A 16,301-nucleotide genomic window follows, 5' to 3' on the forward strand; every position below is an offset into this window, starting at 1 on the left:
TCGGAGAGCCCACCGGCCGGACGGCGGCGGGGCCAGGGTCTACGGCGTCACGCCCGGCGCCCATCGGCACGCGGCCGTAGGCGTAGGGGCCGAGATCGGCGTAGCGCGTGACCGCATTCCACCCGAGGGAGGTCCGTCGACCGACCGACTATTCGGGCAGCAGCCGTTCCAGCATGAACTGCGTCTCGGGGTCGGGATCGACGATCAGCGACTGAACGCGATAGCGGCCCGGTGGCAGTTCGACGCGGAGCGCCTCCGGCGGCTGCTGTGCATCCTGCAGGGATTCGAGGATCCTGCCGGCCTCGTAGGCGGCGTCGGCCAGGACGTATCGTCCTCCGAGTTCGAGGGTGAGGACGTCCTCCCAGCCGTCGGCAGATCCGGCGGCGTGGACGGCGGACAGCAGGCCCGTGTCGTCGTCGGCGTAGCACCAGCGCGCGAACGTGAGGGGCTCAGCGAGCCAGGTGACAGCCAGGGGTTCGGCGCCGAGCGTCAGGATGTCGTGTCCGGCCAGCCGCAGGGCCGAGACGTACCCGTCGATCACGTCGTCCGCCTCGGTCCCTTCCCATGTCGGAAGGAGTTCTTCTGGGATGAGCGCGTAGCGGGCGAAGTCGGTGCTGTCGAGCCAGATAGCCATGCGGCGGATCATCACACCCGGGGTCTACTCCACGTCGACGCCGTATCCACGTACGAGGGTCTCCAGACCGTGGTCGTAGCCCTGGCCGACGGCGCGGAAGCGCCACCGTGGGCCCCGACGGTAGATCTCGGCGAGGAGCAGGGTGCGTTCGCTGGTGGCGGCGTCCAGAGTGACCTGGGTCGTGGCCGGAGCGTCGATGCCCGGTGCGAGGGTCATCTGGACCGCTCCGATGTCCCCGAAGGTGGCGGCGCCGTCGATGGCGGCGGCGATCGCGATCCTTTGGGCGGCGGGCGGCAGCGCCGCGAGGTCGACGGTGATGGTCTGCTCGGTCGGGCCGTCGCAGAGGAGACGGGTAGCTCCGTCGGGGCTTTCCGGTGCGCCGTAGAAGACGAAGTCCCCGTCGCTGGCGACCTGCTCGTCCTCGTCGAGGACGAAGGCGACGACATCGACCTCGCAGTTCGCCTGCTGTGCCCAGGAGGCGCCCACATGCCACTGACCGGCGGCGGGGAGCGTGGGGAGATCGATGACTCCGCCGCGCGGCAGAACGCCGGTCATCACTACGTCCTGGGCGGGGACGTCGGCCGACTCGGAGGCGGGGGCTCCGAGCCATTCGTGCGCATGGACCGGGAGCCCCAAGGCGGTGACGCGGGTCATGCGACGGTCGAGTTCGCCTCCGGGGAAGAGGACGACGTCGGTGACGCTCGCCGAGAGGTTGATCGCGGCGGCCCCGCCCAGCTCGACGACCCTGGCCCGCGCGGTGGACGCCTCCTCGTGGGTGCCGCCCAGAACCAGGACCCGCCGACGGCCGAACGGCTTGGCGGAACGCTTGGGCTCGGGTCGCCTGGGCACCGGCACGTCAGCGACGGCTGCGGTAGCGGTGGGGGACGGCGTCGGCGTAGTGGGCGGTGTCGCTGGGGCCGCCGCTTCCGAGGACTTATTCGGAGTCTGATTCTCGTGCGGTGTTCCGGAACGCACCTCTCCCAGCAGCCTGAGGAACGCGTGCTCGTCGATGACCGTGACGCCTTCGGCGATTGCGCGCCGTGTCTTCGCCGAGCCGGAGGCCGCGTCGTTGGTGACGAGAGCGCTGGTGTGACGGCTGACCGACGACATGATGTTCAGGCCGGCGGCGACGGCTCGGGCCACCAGCTCGGCCCGGGAGGTCCCTGTCTCGCCCGTGATGGCGATCTTCATGCCCTGGACGAGCGGACCGCCGGGTGTCAGGCGGCCCGGGTTCCGGTAGGCGCACGGGGGCTTCGGCGGTTTCGGCGCGAACTGCGGGTCCTGTCGGGGAGGGCAGGGCACGAGCGGTAGCGGGACGTCCAGCCGTGCGGCTTCGGAGAGGGAGGAGCGGAAGATTCCCGCGAGGACGCGCGCGTCGTCCAGCGCGTCATGAGCTTTGGCCTGCGGCACGCCGTAGTGGGCGGCCAGGGACGCCAGGCTGAGGTCGGCGGCGGGCGGTTCCACACGCCGGTTCAGGGCCAGGGTGCACAGGCGCTGGGCGACCGGGAGCCAGAGCCGGGCGCGGGCGAACTCATGGGCCAGGAAGTCGTAGTCGAACTGTGCGTTGTGAGCCACCATGACGCGGTCCTGCAGGAGCGCCCCGATCCGTCCGGCTACTTGCTCGAAGGCCGGGGCGCCGCTCAGTCGTTCCGCGGTCAGACCGTGGATGTGCACGGGGCCGGGGTCGCAGCCCGGGTTCAGGAGGGTGGAGTACTCGCCGGTCTGGGCCCCGTCCGGCCCGAAGGTCAGCACCGCGATCGAGAGGATCCGGTCACGCCGGGCGACCAGGCCGGATGTCTCGACGTCGACCAGAGCCCAGTCGTACGCGTAGTCGGGCAGGTGTGACACGTCGAGCGCGGCAGCGAGAGACATGACGGTAAGGATGATCCGGGCAGGATCCCGGCTTCAACCAGAATGGCGATTCATCCCCTTGGTCCAGCCGAGAGATCGTCCCGAAACTTCGGGCCGTTCTCGGGCCGATCGGCCGCCGGGAGCCGCTTCTGATCGGTATCGGCCGGACAGATCGAGTCACGCGGGTCTGTCCTCCGCAGCCCCGGCCCGCCCGTTCGAAACCAGCCACGAACAGCCACGACCAGCGAAAAGACCCTCCCGAAGGAGGGTCTCTCGTGGTGCGCCCCCGGCAGGACTCGAACCTGCGGCCAAGTGCTTAGAAGGCACCTGCTCTATCCACTGAGCTACGGGGGCCGGATGGTGGCCCTGGGGCCTGGAGGCCCTGGTGGGTGGGGTGGGGCCTGCCGGGACAAGGATAGGGCTCCGATCGCCTTGGCCCGGTTGCTTCACCTGCGTGGCACGATGTGGAGGTTCGGTGAAGCGGAACGATAATCGCAGGCAGGTGCGATTCGCGCAGCGCTTTTCACGCCACTGGGGGCGGGTGTTGTGCACTCGTTATGCCTCCGTGGTCGGTCGCCCGTCCTTTCTCTCGGCGCGCAGGGCGCTTATACGCTTCAAAAACACTCATAAATTGGGCATTCTTCGCATGTGGTGACCTTGGACGAACGGCCTCAGCTGATCGACGCACTCTCCGCCCTGCGCGACCGTGTCGCTGCCGTGCGTCTCCCACTGCCCCTTCCCGGCGCCTCACGCGCCCGCCAGACCAGAGCCGAGCTCCTCGCACAGCTCGACGACTACTTGGTGCCCCGTCTGAAGGATCCCGACGCGCCGCTCCTCGCCGTCGTCGGCGGCTCCACCGGCGCCGGGAAGTCCACGCTCGTCAACTCCCTTGTCGGGCGGCGCATCAGCGAGGCCGGGGTGCTCAGGCCGACCACCCGCACCCCGGTCCTCGTCTGCCATCCCGAGGACCACCACTGGTTCGCCGGCATGCGCGTCCTCCCGCAGCTCACCCGCGTCTGGCTGCCCCAGGCCGACGAGGAGAACCCCGTCGAGGACCCGCCGGAGGAGAACGCGCTGCGGGTCGAGACCGCAGCCTCCCTGCCCCGCGGCATCGCCCTGCTCGACGCGCCCGACATCGACTCCCTCGTCGTCGAGAACCGCCTCCTCGCCGCCGAGTTGATCTGCGCCGCCGACATCTGGGTGATGGTCACCACCGCGTCCCGGTACGCCGACGCCGTGCCCTGGCACCTGCTCCGTACCGCCAAGGAGTACGACGCCACCCTCGTCACCGTCCTCGACCGCGTCCCGCACCAGGTCATCGGGGAGGTGTCGCGGCAGTACGAGGCGCTGCTCGACAAGGCGGGGCTCGGCGACGTGCCCCGCTTCACCATCCCCGAGCTCCCCGAGTCCGCCGGCGGCGGCAGCGGCCTGCTCCCCGAGTCCGCCGTCGCCCCGCTCCGCGCCTGGCTCGCCCACTGCGCCGAGGACCCGGCCGCCCGTCAGCAGGCCCTCGACCGGACCGCCTCCGGCGTCATCGACTCCCTCGACACCCGCCTCCCCGAGCTCGCCGGGGCCGTCGCCGCCCAGTACGCCTCCGCCGTCCGCCTCGGCGGCGTCGTCGAGGCCGCCTACCGCGAGCAGGGCACGCGGGTACGCCAGCAGCTCACCCGCGGCGCCGTCCTCGCCGGCGACGCCCGCACCCGCTGGCGCGCCTACCCCCGTGACTCCACCGCCGACGAGCTCCTCGACGCCCTCGCCGAGTCCTTCGCCGCCCTCCTCCACTGCGCGGTGGCCGCCGCCGAGGAGCGCGTACGGGACACCTGGCACCGCGACCCGGCCTCCGCCGCCCTGGGGCCCGTGCGGGCCGGGGGCGAGCGGGACGCCGGGGAGCGGATCGGCGTCGAGGTACGGCGCTGGCGGCGGGTCCTGGAGGAGATCGCCGAGGAGGAGGTGGGGGAGGCCCGCGGGGTGGAGCGCCCCGACGGCCGCGCGGCCGGTGGCGCGCCCACCGGGACTTCCGGCGGGGGCGTCGCCGTCAAGAAGCGCGTCCGGGGCTCCCGTGCCGCCCGCGCATCCCGCACCGGCGTCCCCGAGGCCGACACCGTCGCCGCGCTGCTCGGCGCCTCCCTCCTCGGCGGGCGGCGCGCGCGGGCCGCCGGCGACCGGCTCGCCGAACTCCTCGGCGCCCAGGCCGCCCTGCGCCTGCGCGACAGGGGCGGCGAGCTCGTCCTCTCGTACGTCGACCGCGTCCTGCACGCCGAGCGCGACCGGCGCCTCGCGCCCCTCGACGGGCTTGACGTGACCCCCGAGCCGCAGGCGGAGCTCATCGCCGCGCTCTCCGTACTGCAGAAGGAGAAGTGACGTGGTGGACGACGGTGACGCTCGGGACGACGTCGGTGGTGGCGGTGGCGGCCGCGGTGGCCGTGGGCGCTGGGACGACGGGCTGATCGCGCGCCGCGCCGGCGAGCGGGTCGCCCTCAAGGAGGAGCCGCCCGCGGACCCGACGCCCGAGGAGGACGCCCTGCCGCCTCTCGGCGGGAGCTACGGCGGCCCCCTCCGTACCCGCCTCGACGCACTCCACGAGCTCGTCGGCCTGTCACGCGCGCGCGTGGAGGGCGACGCCCTCGCCGAGGCCGGGCGCGTCCTCGACGAGGCCGCCGCCCGTCAGCGGCTCTCCTCCCGGCACACCGTGATCGCCATCGCCGGCGCCACCGGCAGCGGCAAGTCCACGCTCTTCAACGCCCTCGCCGGCGTCCCCGTCTCCGAGACCGGCCTGCGCCGCCCCACCACCTCCGCGCCCATCGCGCTCAGCTGGTCCGAGGGCGCCGCCGGACTCCTCGACCGGCTCGCCGTCCCCGGCCGGCTGCGCCGCCGCCCCCTCGCGGGCGGCGCGGCCGACGCCGAACTCCAGGGCCTCGTCCTCATCGACCTGCCCGACCACGACTCGGCCGTCACCGCCCACCGCGACCAGGTCGACCGGGTCCTCGGCCTGGTCGACGCCGTCATCTGGGTCGTCGACCCCGAGAAGTACGCCGACGCCGCACTCCACGAGCGCTACCTCCGCCCGCTAGCCGGGCACGCCGAGGTCACCTTCGTCGTCCTCAACCAGATCGACCGGCTCGGCACCGAGGCCGCCGACCTCGTCCTCGACGACCTCCGCCGCCTCCTCGACGAGGACGGCGTCGCGCTCGGCGAGCACGGCGAGCCCGGCGCCACCGTCCTCGCCGTCTCCGCGCTGACCGGCGACGGCGTACCCGAACTGCGTGAACTGGTCGGCCGTTTCGTCCAGGAGAGGACCGCGCCCGAGCGGCGGATCGCCGCCGACATCGACGCCGCCGCCGGCCGGCTGCGCTCCTCGTACGTCGCCGACGGCCGCCCCGGCCTCGACGAGCGCGCCCGGGAGGACTTCGCGGACCGGCTCGCCGTCGCCGTCGGCGCCCAGGCGGCGGGCGAGGCCGCCGAGCGGGTCTGGCGGCGCGGCGCCATCCGCGCCTGCGGGACGCCGTGGCTGCGGCTCTACCGCTGGTACGGGCGACTGCGCGCGCACGGCTCCACCGACCCCCGTCCGGAGTCCCCGGTCGAGGACGAGCTGACGGCACGCCAGCGCGTCGAGCAGGCGGTACGGATCGTCGCCGACGAGGCCTCGCGCGGGCTGCCCGCCCCCTGGGCGCAGGCGGTCCGCGAGGCCGCCGCGCGCGGGGCCGACGGGCTTCCCGAGGCGCTCGACGAGCTGACGGTCGGCTTGGGCGACCCGGCCGCGCGCCCGCCACGGCCGGCCTGGTGGCCCGCGGCGGTCCTGCTCCAGGCCGTCATGACGCTCCTCCAGGTCTTCGGCGCCCTGTGGCTGGTCGGCCAGATCGTCGGCGTCGTCCAGCCGGGGCTGCTGCCGCCGGTGCTCGTGATGGTCGGCGGCATCATCGGCGGGCCGCTGGTCGAATGGGCCTGCGAGGGCGCGGTGAAGGGGCCGGCGCGGCGGTACGGGCAGGAGGCCGAGCGCGCCCTGCGGGAGGCGGCCGCGGCCTGCGGCCGGGCCCGGGTCCTCGACCCGGTGGCGGCCGAGCTGATGCGCTACCGGGAGGTCCGCGAGCAGTACGCGACGGTGAGCGGGAGGGGGACCGGGACGATGACCGGGGTCCGGCCCTCGGCGCGGGTGGTCGGCGGGAGCCGCTCGGGCGCGACGCGGATGGGCGCGACGAGGGCGGGTGCGCGATAGGACGCTGCGTGGCAGCCGCCGCGCGATAGGCCGCGCGATAGGCCGCGCGAGGCCGTGCGATACGCCGTGCGGTAGGCCGCCGCGCCGTGCGAGGCCGTGCGATACGCCGTGCGGTAGGCCGCCGCGCCGCGCGAGGCGGAGCACACCGCCCTTCCGCGGCGTAAACCACGCTTCCGAGTGTGGGAGTTGTCCACAATCGCCGGTCTGTCCACAGGCCGCGGCGAGATTCTTCCCCCGCCCCCACCATGGTGCCGACCAGGATCAACGGCACAGGTGGGGGCGGAATCATGAACGAGACGACCGTGACGCTCGTCGGCAACGTGGCGACGGCGGTGGAGTACCGCGAGACGGCGGCCGGCGGGGTGGCGAGGTTCCGCTTCGCGGTGACCTCGCGCCGCTGGGACCGCGAGCGCGCGCTCTGGACCGACGGGAGCACGAGCTTCTACACGGTGTCGGCCTGGCGGACGCTCGGCGCGAATCTGGCGGCCTCGGTGACGGTCGGCGAACCGCTCGTGGTGCACGGGCGTTTGCGGGTGCGCGAGGACGAGCGCGACGGGCAGCGCAAGACCTTCGTCGACGTGGCCGCGGTGGCCGTCGGGCACGATCTGACGCGCGGGACGGCGGCCTTCCGGCGGACGAGCAGGTCCGAGCCCCAACCGGCGGTCGCGACGGACGAACTGACGGGCGGTCGTGGGCGCGAAGCGGACCCGTGGATGACCGCGACGACGCAGCTCGTAACCGTTCCCTGACCATGTGTTGTGGGGATTTGTCGACCAACACGCGGGGCGCATAACGATTTCGAGACGGAATGGTTATCTGACCGCAGGACCGGACACCTGGGGGTTCCACGTCCCTAGGATTCCCGGGTACTCGTGAGGCATCTGAGCCCATCGAGTCCTGCTGAGTGCGCAGGCGAGTCCTCCCCCCACGCGAACCGACCACGTTCGCGGAGTGATTCGCCCGGAGGGGAATCAATGTTTTCAGTTCGTGGGCGTGGTGTATCCGCCCGTCTGGCCGCCGCGACGCTGGTCTCCGGGCTCGTCGCGGTCGGCTCCATAGCGACCGCGGGACCGGCGCTCGCCGCAGGTGACGCCACGGGCAGCGGTGGCGTCACGGCGAAGCTCGGCTCGCTGACGGAGGACGCCGGCGCCGTCGAGATCGTCGAGAACGACGGCACCGACTGGACCGTCAGCGGCGGCCTGTTCAAGATGGAGGTCGACGGCGGGGGCACCCTCTTCACCTACTGCATCGACCTCCACACGCCGGCGCACCACGACTTCTCCTACAAGGAAGTCGGCTGGAGCGAGTCCTCCCTCCACGACAACAACGACGCCGGCAAGATCCTCTGGATCCTTGAGAACGGCTACCCGAAGCTCTCCGCCGAGGCCCTCGGCGCGAAGCTCGGAGGCGTCGAGCTCGACAAGAAGGAGGCCGCGGCCGGCACGCAGGCCGCGATCTGGACCCTCTCCGACGACGTCAAGTCCGTGACGCCGAAGGACCCGGACGCCCAGAAGCTCAAGGAGTACCTCCTGGCGAAGGCGGCCAACCTCGCCGAGCCCAAGGCCTCTCTGAGCCTGTCCCCGGCGTCCGTCGCGGGCCGGCCCGGCGAGAAGATCGGCCCGGTCGTCGTCGACACCAACGCCGAGACCGCCGACGTCGCCCTCGCCGCCGGCTCCCCGGCGGGCGTCACCCTCGTCGACAAGGACGGCAAGCCCGTCAGCCAGGTCAAGGCCGGCAAGACCGAGCTCTTCCTCGACGTGCCCGCCGACGCCGCCGACGGCAGCGCCGACCTGACCGCCGAGGCCACCACCGAGGTCCCGCTGGGCCGCGCGTTCGTCTCCACCGAGGGCGCGTCGCAGACCCTGATCCTGGCCGGCTCCAGCGAGTCGACCGTCAACGCCAAGGCCGTCGCCAGCTGGGCGAAGTCCGGCGCCGTCCCGGCCGTCACGGTCGCGAAGGACTGCGCCAAGGGCGGCCTCGAGGTCATCGCGACCAACGAGGGCACCGAGCCCTGGTCCTTCGACCTGAAGGGCACCTCGCACACGGTCGCCCCGGGCGAGACGAAGACCATCGCGGTCCCCGTCGCCGAGGACGAGGCGTACAAGTTCACGATCACCGGCCCGAACGGCTTCGAGGAGACCTTCGAGGGCGTCCTGGACTGCCAGACGGCTCCCCCCGGCCCGCAGCCCTCGCAGACCCCCTCCACGGAGCCCTCCACGGCCACCCCGTCGGTGACCCCGTCCACCTCGGCCTCCACCCCGGCGACCACCGAGCCCACCCCGTCGGCCTCCACCAGCACCGAGGCGGGCACCGCGGGCGGCTCCACCGGCACCACCGGGACGACCGGCACCACGGGCACGACCGGCACCACCGGCGGCGGCGACCTCGCCGAGACCGGTAGCTCCAACGCCACCCCGATGATCGCCGGCATCGCCGTCGCGCTCGTCCTCGTCGGCGGCGGCGCGGTGTTCTTCCTCCGCAAGAAGAAGGCCGCCGGCCAGTAGGCCGACCCGGGCCCCGGGGCACACGGAGTGCGTGATCCGCGTCACTCCGTGAGCCCCCGGCGGCTCACGCACGACCCCGGCACGACCCCGGACCGCTCCCGCGTCCGGGGTCGTCGCACGTCCGGGCTCCGTTCCACCGCGAAAACAGGCCGGTCGCGCCCCCGGAACACCTCCGGCGCGCCCCGGAACGCACCCCGGCTCCGCCCCCGCCGGTTTCCGCCTGAGGGTGGCGGTCAGGCAAGATGGGGTGTATCTGCCCACTCACTCTTTGCCGGACGGTTTCTCTTGGCTGAGTACATCTACACGATGCGCAAGGCGCGCAAGGCGCACGGCGACAAGGTCATCCTCGATGACGTGACGCTGAGCTTCCTGCCGGGCGCGAAGATCGGTGTGGTCGGCCCGAACGGTGCCGGTAAGTCCACCGTTCTGAAGATCATGGCCGGCCTGGAGCAGCCGTCCAACGGTGACGCGTTCCTGTCGCCCGGGTTCTCCGTCGGCATCCTCATGCAGGAGCCGAAGCTCGACGAGACCAAGACCGTCCTCGAGAACGTCCAGATGGGCGCCGCCGAGACCATGGAGAAGCTGAAGCGCTTCAACGAGGTCGCGGAGCTCATGGCGACGGACTACTCCGACGCGCTCCTGGACGAGATGGGCAAGCTCCAGGAGGACCTGGACCACGCCAACGCCTGGGACCTCGACACGCAGCTGGAGCAGGCCATGGACGCCCTGGGCTGCCCGCCCGGCGACTGGCCCGTCACCAACCTCTCCGGTGGCGAGAAGCGCCGCGTCGCGCTCTGCAAGCTCCTCCTCGAGGCCCCCGACCTGCTGCTCCTCGACGAGCCCACCAACCACCTCGACGCCGAGTCGGTGAACTGGCTGGAGCAGCACCTCGCGCAGTACAAGGGCACCGTCGTGGCCATCACCCACGACCGGTACTTCCTCGACAACGTCGCCGAGTGGATCCTCGAGCTCGACCGCGGTCGCGCCCACCCGTACGAGGGCAACTACTCCACCTACCTGACCAAGAAGTCCGAGCGACTCAAGGTCGAGGGCCAGAAGGACGCCAAGCGCGCCAAGCGGCTCAAGGAAGAGCTCGAGTGGGTCCGGTCCAACGCCAAGGGCCGCCAGGCCAAGTCGAAGGCCCGTCTCGCCCGCTACGAGGAGATGGCGGCCGAGGCCGACAAGATGCGGAAGCTGGACTTCGAGGAGATCCAGATCCCGCCGGGCCCGCGCCTGGGCTCCATCGTCGTCGAGGTCGAGAACCTCTCGAAGGCCTTCGGCGACAAGGTCCTCATCGACGACCTGAGCTTCACCCTGCCCCGTAACGGCATCGTCGGCGTCATCGGCCCGAACGGCGCCGGCAAGACCACGCTCTTCAAGATGCTCCAGGGTCTGGAGACCCCGGACTCCGGCAGCGTCAAGGTCGGCGAGACCGTCAAGATCTCGTACGTCGACCAGAGCCGCGCCAACATCGACCCGAAGAAGACGCTGTGGGCCGTCGTCTCCGACGAGCTCGACTACATCAACGTCGGCCACGTCGAGATGCCCTCCCGCGCCTACGTCTCCGCGTTCGGCTTCAAGGGCCCGGACCAGCAGAAGCCGGCCGGCGTGCTCTCCGGCGGTGAGCGCAACCGCCTCAACCTCGCGCTCACCCTCAAGCAGGGCGGCAACCTGCTGCTCCTCGACGAGCCGACCAACGACCTCGACGTCGAGACCCTGTCCTCGCTCGAGAACGCGCTCCTGGAGTTCCCGGGTGCGGCCGTGGTCATCTCCCACGACCGCTGGTTCCTCGACCGGGTCGCCACGCACATCCTGGCGTACGAGGGCGACTCGAAGTGGTTCTGGTTCGAGGGCAACTTCGAGTCGTACGAGAAGAACAAGATCGAGCGCCTCGGTCCGGACGCCGCCCGTCCGCACCGTGCCACCTACAAGAAGCTGACCCGAGGCTGAGGTCGGTGGCCAGACACATCTACAGCTGTCCCCTGCGCTGGTCGGACATGGACGCCTTCGGGCACGTCAACAACGTCGTCTTCCTGCGGTACCTGGAAGAGGCGCGGATCGACTTCATGTTCCGGCTCGCGCCGGGGGACGGTTCTCCCTCGTTCTCCGGCGGGTCCGTCGTGGCCCGGCACGAGATCGACTACAAGCGGCCGCTGGTCCACCGGCACGAGCCGGTGACCATCGAGTCGTGGGTGACGAAGATAGGCGCGGCGTCCCTGACGATCGCCTACGAGATCAAGGACGCCGACGTCGTGTACGTCCGCGCGTCCACGGTCGTCGTGCCCTTCGACCTGGAGACGCAGCGCCCCCGGCGGATCACCGCCGAGGAGCGCCACTTCCTGGAGGAGTACGTGGACGACGGGATGAACTCCGCCGCATGACCGTGCTCGCGCCGCTCCACTTCGCCGACCCCAGGGAGGCGGCGGCCCTCGCCGCCTTCCTGACCCGCCTGGTCCACTACGACCGGGCGGCCGCCGTCCGCCTCCAGGCGGGCGGCGGGGCCCTGGCCGTCTTCGGCCGCCCGCCGTCCTTCGAGGTCCTCGCGATCCGCACGGCCCGGCTCGCCGACCCCGTCGACCTGGACGTCACCGTCTCCGCCGGTGAACTCCTCGACGGGATCGAGGAGTCCGGCGGCAAGGCCGTCGTCCCCGGCGCCGTCACCGGCCCGCCGTGGACCGGCGTCCTCCCGCCCCGCTCCGGCTGGGCACCCGTCGCCGGGCTCCCCGGCGTCGCCGACATGCGGGGCGCCGTCGCCGCCGCCGTCGCCGAATTCCGGGCGCGCGACGCGGAGTTGCCCGAGGAGCGGCGCACGAGGGCCGAGCGCGACGCCATCGGGCGCGCGATCTGGACCAGGACCCTCGGCACCACCGGCCTTCCGCTGCGGGCCGTCCACGCCGCGCAGTCGCTCGGCTTCCTGCCGCCGGGCGAGGCCCCCGTCGCGCTCCTCGCCTCCGGGCCGTGGCTCCGGCTTCGTACCCCGTACGGCTCCGTGGCCCTCCGCACCGTCCCGCTCTCGCTGGGCGTCGCGCCCCGCTGACCCGGCCCCGACCCGCCCGCGCCCCGGCGCCGGGCGGCTCTCGCGCAGGGCGACGTGGCGCGCGCCCGCCGTCGGTGCCGCCGGCGCCAGGACCGCGAGGAGGCCCGGCAGCCACGGCGAGGACGAGCCTTCGAGGCCGTCAGTGCTCCCCGCTCTCAGCGCTGGACGCCGTCAGTGCTCCACGTCGTCCGGCCACACCCCGATGTGGTCCTGCTCCAGTTCGAGCGCCACGCGGTGCTCCATCCCGAGCGTCTTGGTGTACTCCGCCGGGAGCTGGAGCCGCCCCGCGCGGTCGAGCATCGCGTACTCCCGTGCCACCAGGGACTCCTGGCCCTGCTCGTCGACCTCCGTGCGGCGCAGGACCTCCGAGGAGGTGCGGCCGTCGCGGATGGCGACCGTGCGGCGGACCTCGGAGGCGACGGCCTGGTCGTGGGTGACGATGACGATGGTCGTGCCGAGCTCCTCGTTGGCGCGGCGGAAGGCCGCGAAGACCTGCTCGCCGGTGGCCGAGTCGAGTTCGCCGGTCGGCTCGTCGGCGAGGAGGACGGCCGGGTTGTTGGCGAGGGCGACGGCGATGGCCACCCGCTGCTGCTGCCCGCCGGAGAGCTGGTGGGGCCGCCGGTCGCGGACCTCGGCGATGCCGAGCATGGCGAGGAGCTCCTCGGCGCGCTCGGTCTTGCGCTTGGTCCGTCCCCGCAACTGCATCGGCAGGGCCACGTTCTGAGCTGCCGTCAGGTAGGGCAGGAGGTTGCGGGCGGTCTGCTGCCAGACGAAGCCGACGACCTCGCGGCGGTAGCGGAGACGGGCCTTGCCGTCCATGGCGAGCAGGTCGGAACCGGCGACGCGGGCGGCGCCCGCGGTGGGGACGTCGAGGCCGGCGAGGATGTTCATCAGGGTCGACTTGCCGGAGCCGGAGGCGCCGACGAGGGCCATCAACTCGCCCTCCTTCACGAGGAGGTCGAGGCCCTGGAGCGCCTGCACCTCGACCCCGTCGGTGGTGAAGATCCGGACGAGCCGGTCGCAGGCGATGAGGGCGTCGTGGCCGTACGAGGGCCGGTCGCGGTGCGCGTTCGCCCGCCGCTCGAGCTCCTCCAGGGTGGTCCCCGAAACCGTGCTGTCGGTCTGCGTCATCGTGCGTCTCCTGCCCTGAGTTCCTGGATCGAGCCCCTGCGTACGGCCCACCACGCCTGCCCGAGCGCCGCCGCCCCCGTGAGGAGGACGACGCCGAGTGCGGGCAGGGCCAGCGACCAGGGGTCCGCCCGCAGTGGGGCGCTGTCGAGCGCCGAGAGGCCCGGGGTCGTCGCGAGGGCCAGCCGGAAGAGGTCGATGCCGGGGGCGAGCAGCGGGACGGTCGCCCAGCCGGCGAGCATGCCGCCGAGGGCGGCGAGGACCGCCTGCGGGAGGGCTTCGAGGCCGAGGAGGCGACGGCCCTGCTTGCGGGTGAGGCCCATGGTCCGCAGTCGTGCGAGGAGCTTGGTGCGTTCCGGCGCGCTCTGCATGAGGGAGAGCAGGACGGCGACGGCGGCGAATCCGGCGCCCGCGCCGATGGCCGCCGCGTAGATCCGCTCGGCGCCGCTCTGGAGCGGCGAGTCCACGTAGGTGGAGCGGAGTTCTCCGCGCAGGGTGACGGCGAAGTCGTCGGGCTTGACGGCCTTGCCGGTGACGGCGGCGCGCAGGGCGGGGCCCTTGGCGGCGGTGCCGGTGACGAGGAGCGCGGTGGGCTGCGGGTGGGTGAGGTCGGCGATGTTGACGAGGAGGAAGTCGGCGCCGGTGAGGGCCGGGGTGGTGGACCGGACGGCGACGACCTTGACGCGGAAGACACCGGCCGCGGAGATGATCTCCAGGGGTTCGGTGCCGAGCCGGTCGGCGACGGACGGGGAGGCGACGGCGGGCAGGACGCGCGCGGTGTCGGCGACGGCGTCCTCACCGCCCCGGCCGGTGGAGGCGAGGAGCGCGGCGGGGAACGGGCCGAAGCCGGTGCGTGCGGCGAGGCGCGTGTAGGAGTCGGGTTCGACGCCGACGAGGGGGGTGCTCATCGCCGGGGCGGTGGTGCCCTGGTGGGAGGGGAGGGAGACGCCGTACTCGATCTGCACGGCGGCGACGTCCCGGACGCCCGCCGTGCCGCGTACGGCCTCGGTGAGCCCCTCGGGGACCGGGGTGAACTCGACGGAGCCCTCGATCCGGGCGTCCGCGCCGGTCGCGAGCAGCGCGGCCCGGTCGCGGGCCTCGGCGACGCCGCCGAGGACGGAGCCGCCGAACGCGGCGGTGGCCAGCGCGAGGACGAGCGCGAGCAGCGGGAGCGCGCCGGTGGACGAGGAGCGTCCGGCCCTGGCGAGCGCCAGCGGTCCCACGGCCCCGCGCAGCCGCCGCGCGGGCCGGGCGAGCCACCGCAGGGGCAGGGGGTAGAGGCGTACGAGGACGAGCGCGGCGATCATCCCGACGAGGACCGGCGCGGCGCTCAGGAGCAGGTCCGCCGAGCCCCCGCCCCCGGCCGCCCCGGAGCCGGCCCCGCCCTGGCCGGGGCCCGACCCGGAGCCGTCCGGAGCGGCGGATCCTCCGCGCAGTCGCAGCGAGGCGACGGCGCCCACGGCGAGGACGAGCAGGGTGAGTTCGGCGACGGTGCGGCGGCGGGACGGGCGGGCGTCGAGGAGGTCGTCGCGTCCTCCGTGGAGGCGGGGGCGGCGGTGCAGGACGACCGCGCGGAGCGGCAGCACGAGCATGGCGAGGAGCGCGACGCAGGCGGCGGCGAGGACGGAGGAGGTGAGGGGGAGGCCGGAGCCCGGGCCGCCGCCCGCGGCCTCCGGGGGCCGTACGGTCACGACGGCCAGGAGGAGGCCGAGGGCCGCGGCCGGGATCGTCACCGCCGAGGTCTCGCCGAGGAGCCGCAGGCCGATGCCGGTGAGCGAGGCGCCGCGCGAGCGCAGCAGGGAGAGTTCGCTGTCGCGGCGGGCGGCGAAGAGGCCGCCGGTCATGGCGAGGACGACGGCGGCGACGGCGCCGATGCCGAAGACGGCGACGGCCACGACGGGGTCGATCGCCTGGCGCATCGAGCGGAAGTCGCCGACGAGGGCGTCGAGTTCGGTGGCGGCGGCGCCGTTGATCCCCATGACCTGGCGCATGTCGGCCAGGTCGGCCCCGGTGCCGACGCTGTCGAGGGCGGTGGCGAGCCGGTCGACGTCGCGTGCGGTGAGGTGGTCCGAGGTCGGCATGAAGCGCCAGAACAGCTCGGGTTCGCCGGTGGTCGCGGGAAGGATCGGTGCGGAGACGGGGGAGAGGAGCAGCGCCGCCTGCCAGTAGTACTTCACCTCGTCGCCGACGAGCGGGGCGAGCGCGGGGGTCCGCAGGAGCGGCTCGACCGCCCAGTAGGCGGACTCGGGGCCGCGCGGCTCGACGATCCCGGTGACGGTCACGGCGAGCGGCTCGGAGCTGAACTTGCCGGGCACGTGGACGACGGAACCGGGCCTGATGTTCAGGGACTTCGCGGTCGCGGCGGTGACCGCCGCCTCCGGGGCGTCGGCCGTTCCGGCGGGCAGGCGGCCCTGGCGGACGGTCGCGTGGGCGGTCAGGTCGGACGGCGAGGAGAGGACGAACTCGGGGCTGATGCCGTCGGGCCGGGGCAGCCACCGGTCGAGGCCCTGGACGCGGGTGACCGTGCGGATGCCGTGGACGGTCTGCTCGGGGTCGGTCCGCAGCGGCTCGGGGAAGAGGGCGCGCAGCCGGTCGCGCTTCGTGCCGAGGACTGCGGGGGTGAGGTTCGAGCGCGGCTCGTTGATGCGCAGCGGGACCGTCAGGTCGAGGACGGTCCTGTGCGGCGGGGCGGTCGCGATCTCGTGGCGCAGGCCCTCCGTCTCGTACGCGTCGACGACCCGTGGGAGCGCGGCGGCGAGGTAGGAGGTGACGAGGACGAGGAGCGCCAGGGAGACGGCGGCCCAGGGCGCGGTCCGCAGCCGGGTCCGCACCCAGGGGGCGACGGCACGGGCCTGCTTCTCGGGCGGGGTGGCGGACGGGGTCCGGGGCATGTCGGTGCTCTCCCTGGGGAGTTCGGGTCGGCGCTCGGCGGTC

11 protein-coding genes and 1 tRNA gene are annotated in these 16,301 nt (G+C 73.2%); 7 read left to right on the forward strand and 5 right to left on the reverse strand.

All coding sequences use genetic code 11. The features are described 5' to 3' along the window. Nucleotides 1-148 precede the first annotated feature (148 nt). The 3 genes from AB0G79_RS06825 to AB0G79_RS06835 all read right to left on the reverse strand — a co-directional run bounded on the left by AB0G79_RS06825 (nucleotide 149) and on the right by AB0G79_RS06835 (nucleotide 2,839). Nucleotides 149-634 carry an Imm21 family immunity protein gene (locus AB0G79_RS06825; RefSeq protein ID WP_360801243.1) on the reverse strand — a complete coding sequence of 162 codons (486 nt, stop codon included), beginning with the start codon at nucleotides 632-634 and terminating at the stop codon, nucleotides 149-151. A 24-nt stretch (nucleotides 635-658) separates the two neighbouring features. Next, nucleotides 659-2,506, reverse strand: coding sequence for a TerD family protein (locus AB0G79_RS06830; protein WP_360801246.1), 1,848 nt, complete (start codon nucleotides 2,504-2,506; stop codon nucleotides 659-661). 260 nt (nucleotides 2,507-2,766) lie between these two features. Then, nucleotides 2,767-2,839 (reverse strand) — tRNA-Arg (locus AB0G79_RS06835). A 303-nt stretch (nucleotides 2,840-3,142) separates the two neighbouring features. Between AB0G79_RS06835 and AB0G79_RS06840 the strand changes: the two genes are divergently transcribed. From AB0G79_RS06840 to AB0G79_RS06870, 7 genes are all read left to right on the forward strand, one after another. Then, the gene (locus AB0G79_RS06840) at nucleotides 3,143-4,846 is read left to right on the forward strand and encodes a dynamin family protein (RefSeq protein ID WP_360801249.1); all 1,704 of its coding nucleotides are present in this window, start codon (nucleotides 3,143-3,145) and stop codon (nucleotides 4,844-4,846) included. A 4-nt stretch (nucleotides 4,847-4,850) separates the two neighbouring features. Further along, entirely contained in the window at nucleotides 4,851-6,698 is a 1,848-nt protein-coding gene (locus tag AB0G79_RS06845) for a GTPase (protein ID WP_360801846.1), read from the forward strand. 287 nt (nucleotides 6,699-6,985) lie between these two features. Further along, nucleotides 6,986-7,447 (forward strand): single-stranded DNA-binding protein, encoded by a 462-nt coding sequence (locus AB0G79_RS06850; RefSeq protein ID WP_360801252.1) that lies wholly within the window; start codon nucleotides 6,986-6,988, stop codon nucleotides 7,445-7,447. Between the two features lie 225 nt (nucleotides 7,448-7,672). Continuing rightward, nucleotides 7,673-9,202 (forward strand): LAETG motif-containing sortase-dependent surface protein, encoded by a 1,530-nt coding sequence (locus AB0G79_RS06855; RefSeq protein ID WP_360801255.1) that lies wholly within the window; start codon nucleotides 7,673-7,675, stop codon nucleotides 9,200-9,202. Between the two features lie 285 nt (nucleotides 9,203-9,487). Continuing rightward, the gene (gene ettA / locus AB0G79_RS06860; protein ID WP_360801258.1) at nucleotides 9,488-11,152 is read left to right on the forward strand and encodes an energy-dependent translational throttle protein EttA; all 1,665 of its coding nucleotides are present in this window, start codon (nucleotides 9,488-9,490) and stop codon (nucleotides 11,150-11,152) included. 5 nt (nucleotides 11,153-11,157) lie between these two features. After that, on the forward strand, nucleotides 11,158-11,583 hold the full coding sequence (locus AB0G79_RS06865) for a thioesterase family protein (protein ID WP_360801261.1): 426 nt from the start codon (nucleotides 11,158-11,160) through the stop codon (nucleotides 11,581-11,583). Continuing rightward, nucleotides 11,580-12,239, forward strand: coding sequence for a hypothetical protein (locus tag AB0G79_RS06870; protein WP_360801264.1), 660 nt, complete (start codon nucleotides 11,580-11,582; stop codon nucleotides 12,237-12,239). Before AB0G79_RS06865 ends, AB0G79_RS06870 begins: the two co-directional genes overlap by 4 nt. A 171-nt stretch (nucleotides 12,240-12,410) precedes the next feature. On the opposite strand, the gene AB0G79_RS06875 is transcribed toward AB0G79_RS06870, so the two are convergent. Beyond that, nucleotides 12,411-13,370, reverse strand: coding sequence for an ABC transporter ATP-binding protein (locus tag AB0G79_RS06875; RefSeq protein ID WP_360801266.1), 960 nt, complete (start codon nucleotides 13,368-13,370; stop codon nucleotides 12,411-12,413). Beyond that, nucleotides 13,367-16,258, reverse strand: coding sequence for an FtsX-like permease family protein (locus AB0G79_RS06880; RefSeq protein WP_360801849.1), 2,892 nt, complete (start codon nucleotides 16,256-16,258; stop codon nucleotides 13,367-13,369). The genes AB0G79_RS06875 and AB0G79_RS06880 overlap by 4 nt, the downstream gene beginning before the upstream one ends. Nucleotides 16,259-16,301: the final 43 nt, after the last annotated feature.

The organism is Streptomyces sp. NPDC020807 (genome assembly GCF_040641575.1).
Taxonomy (GTDB): domain Bacteria; phylum Actinomycetota; class Actinomycetes; order Streptomycetales; family Streptomycetaceae; genus Streptomyces.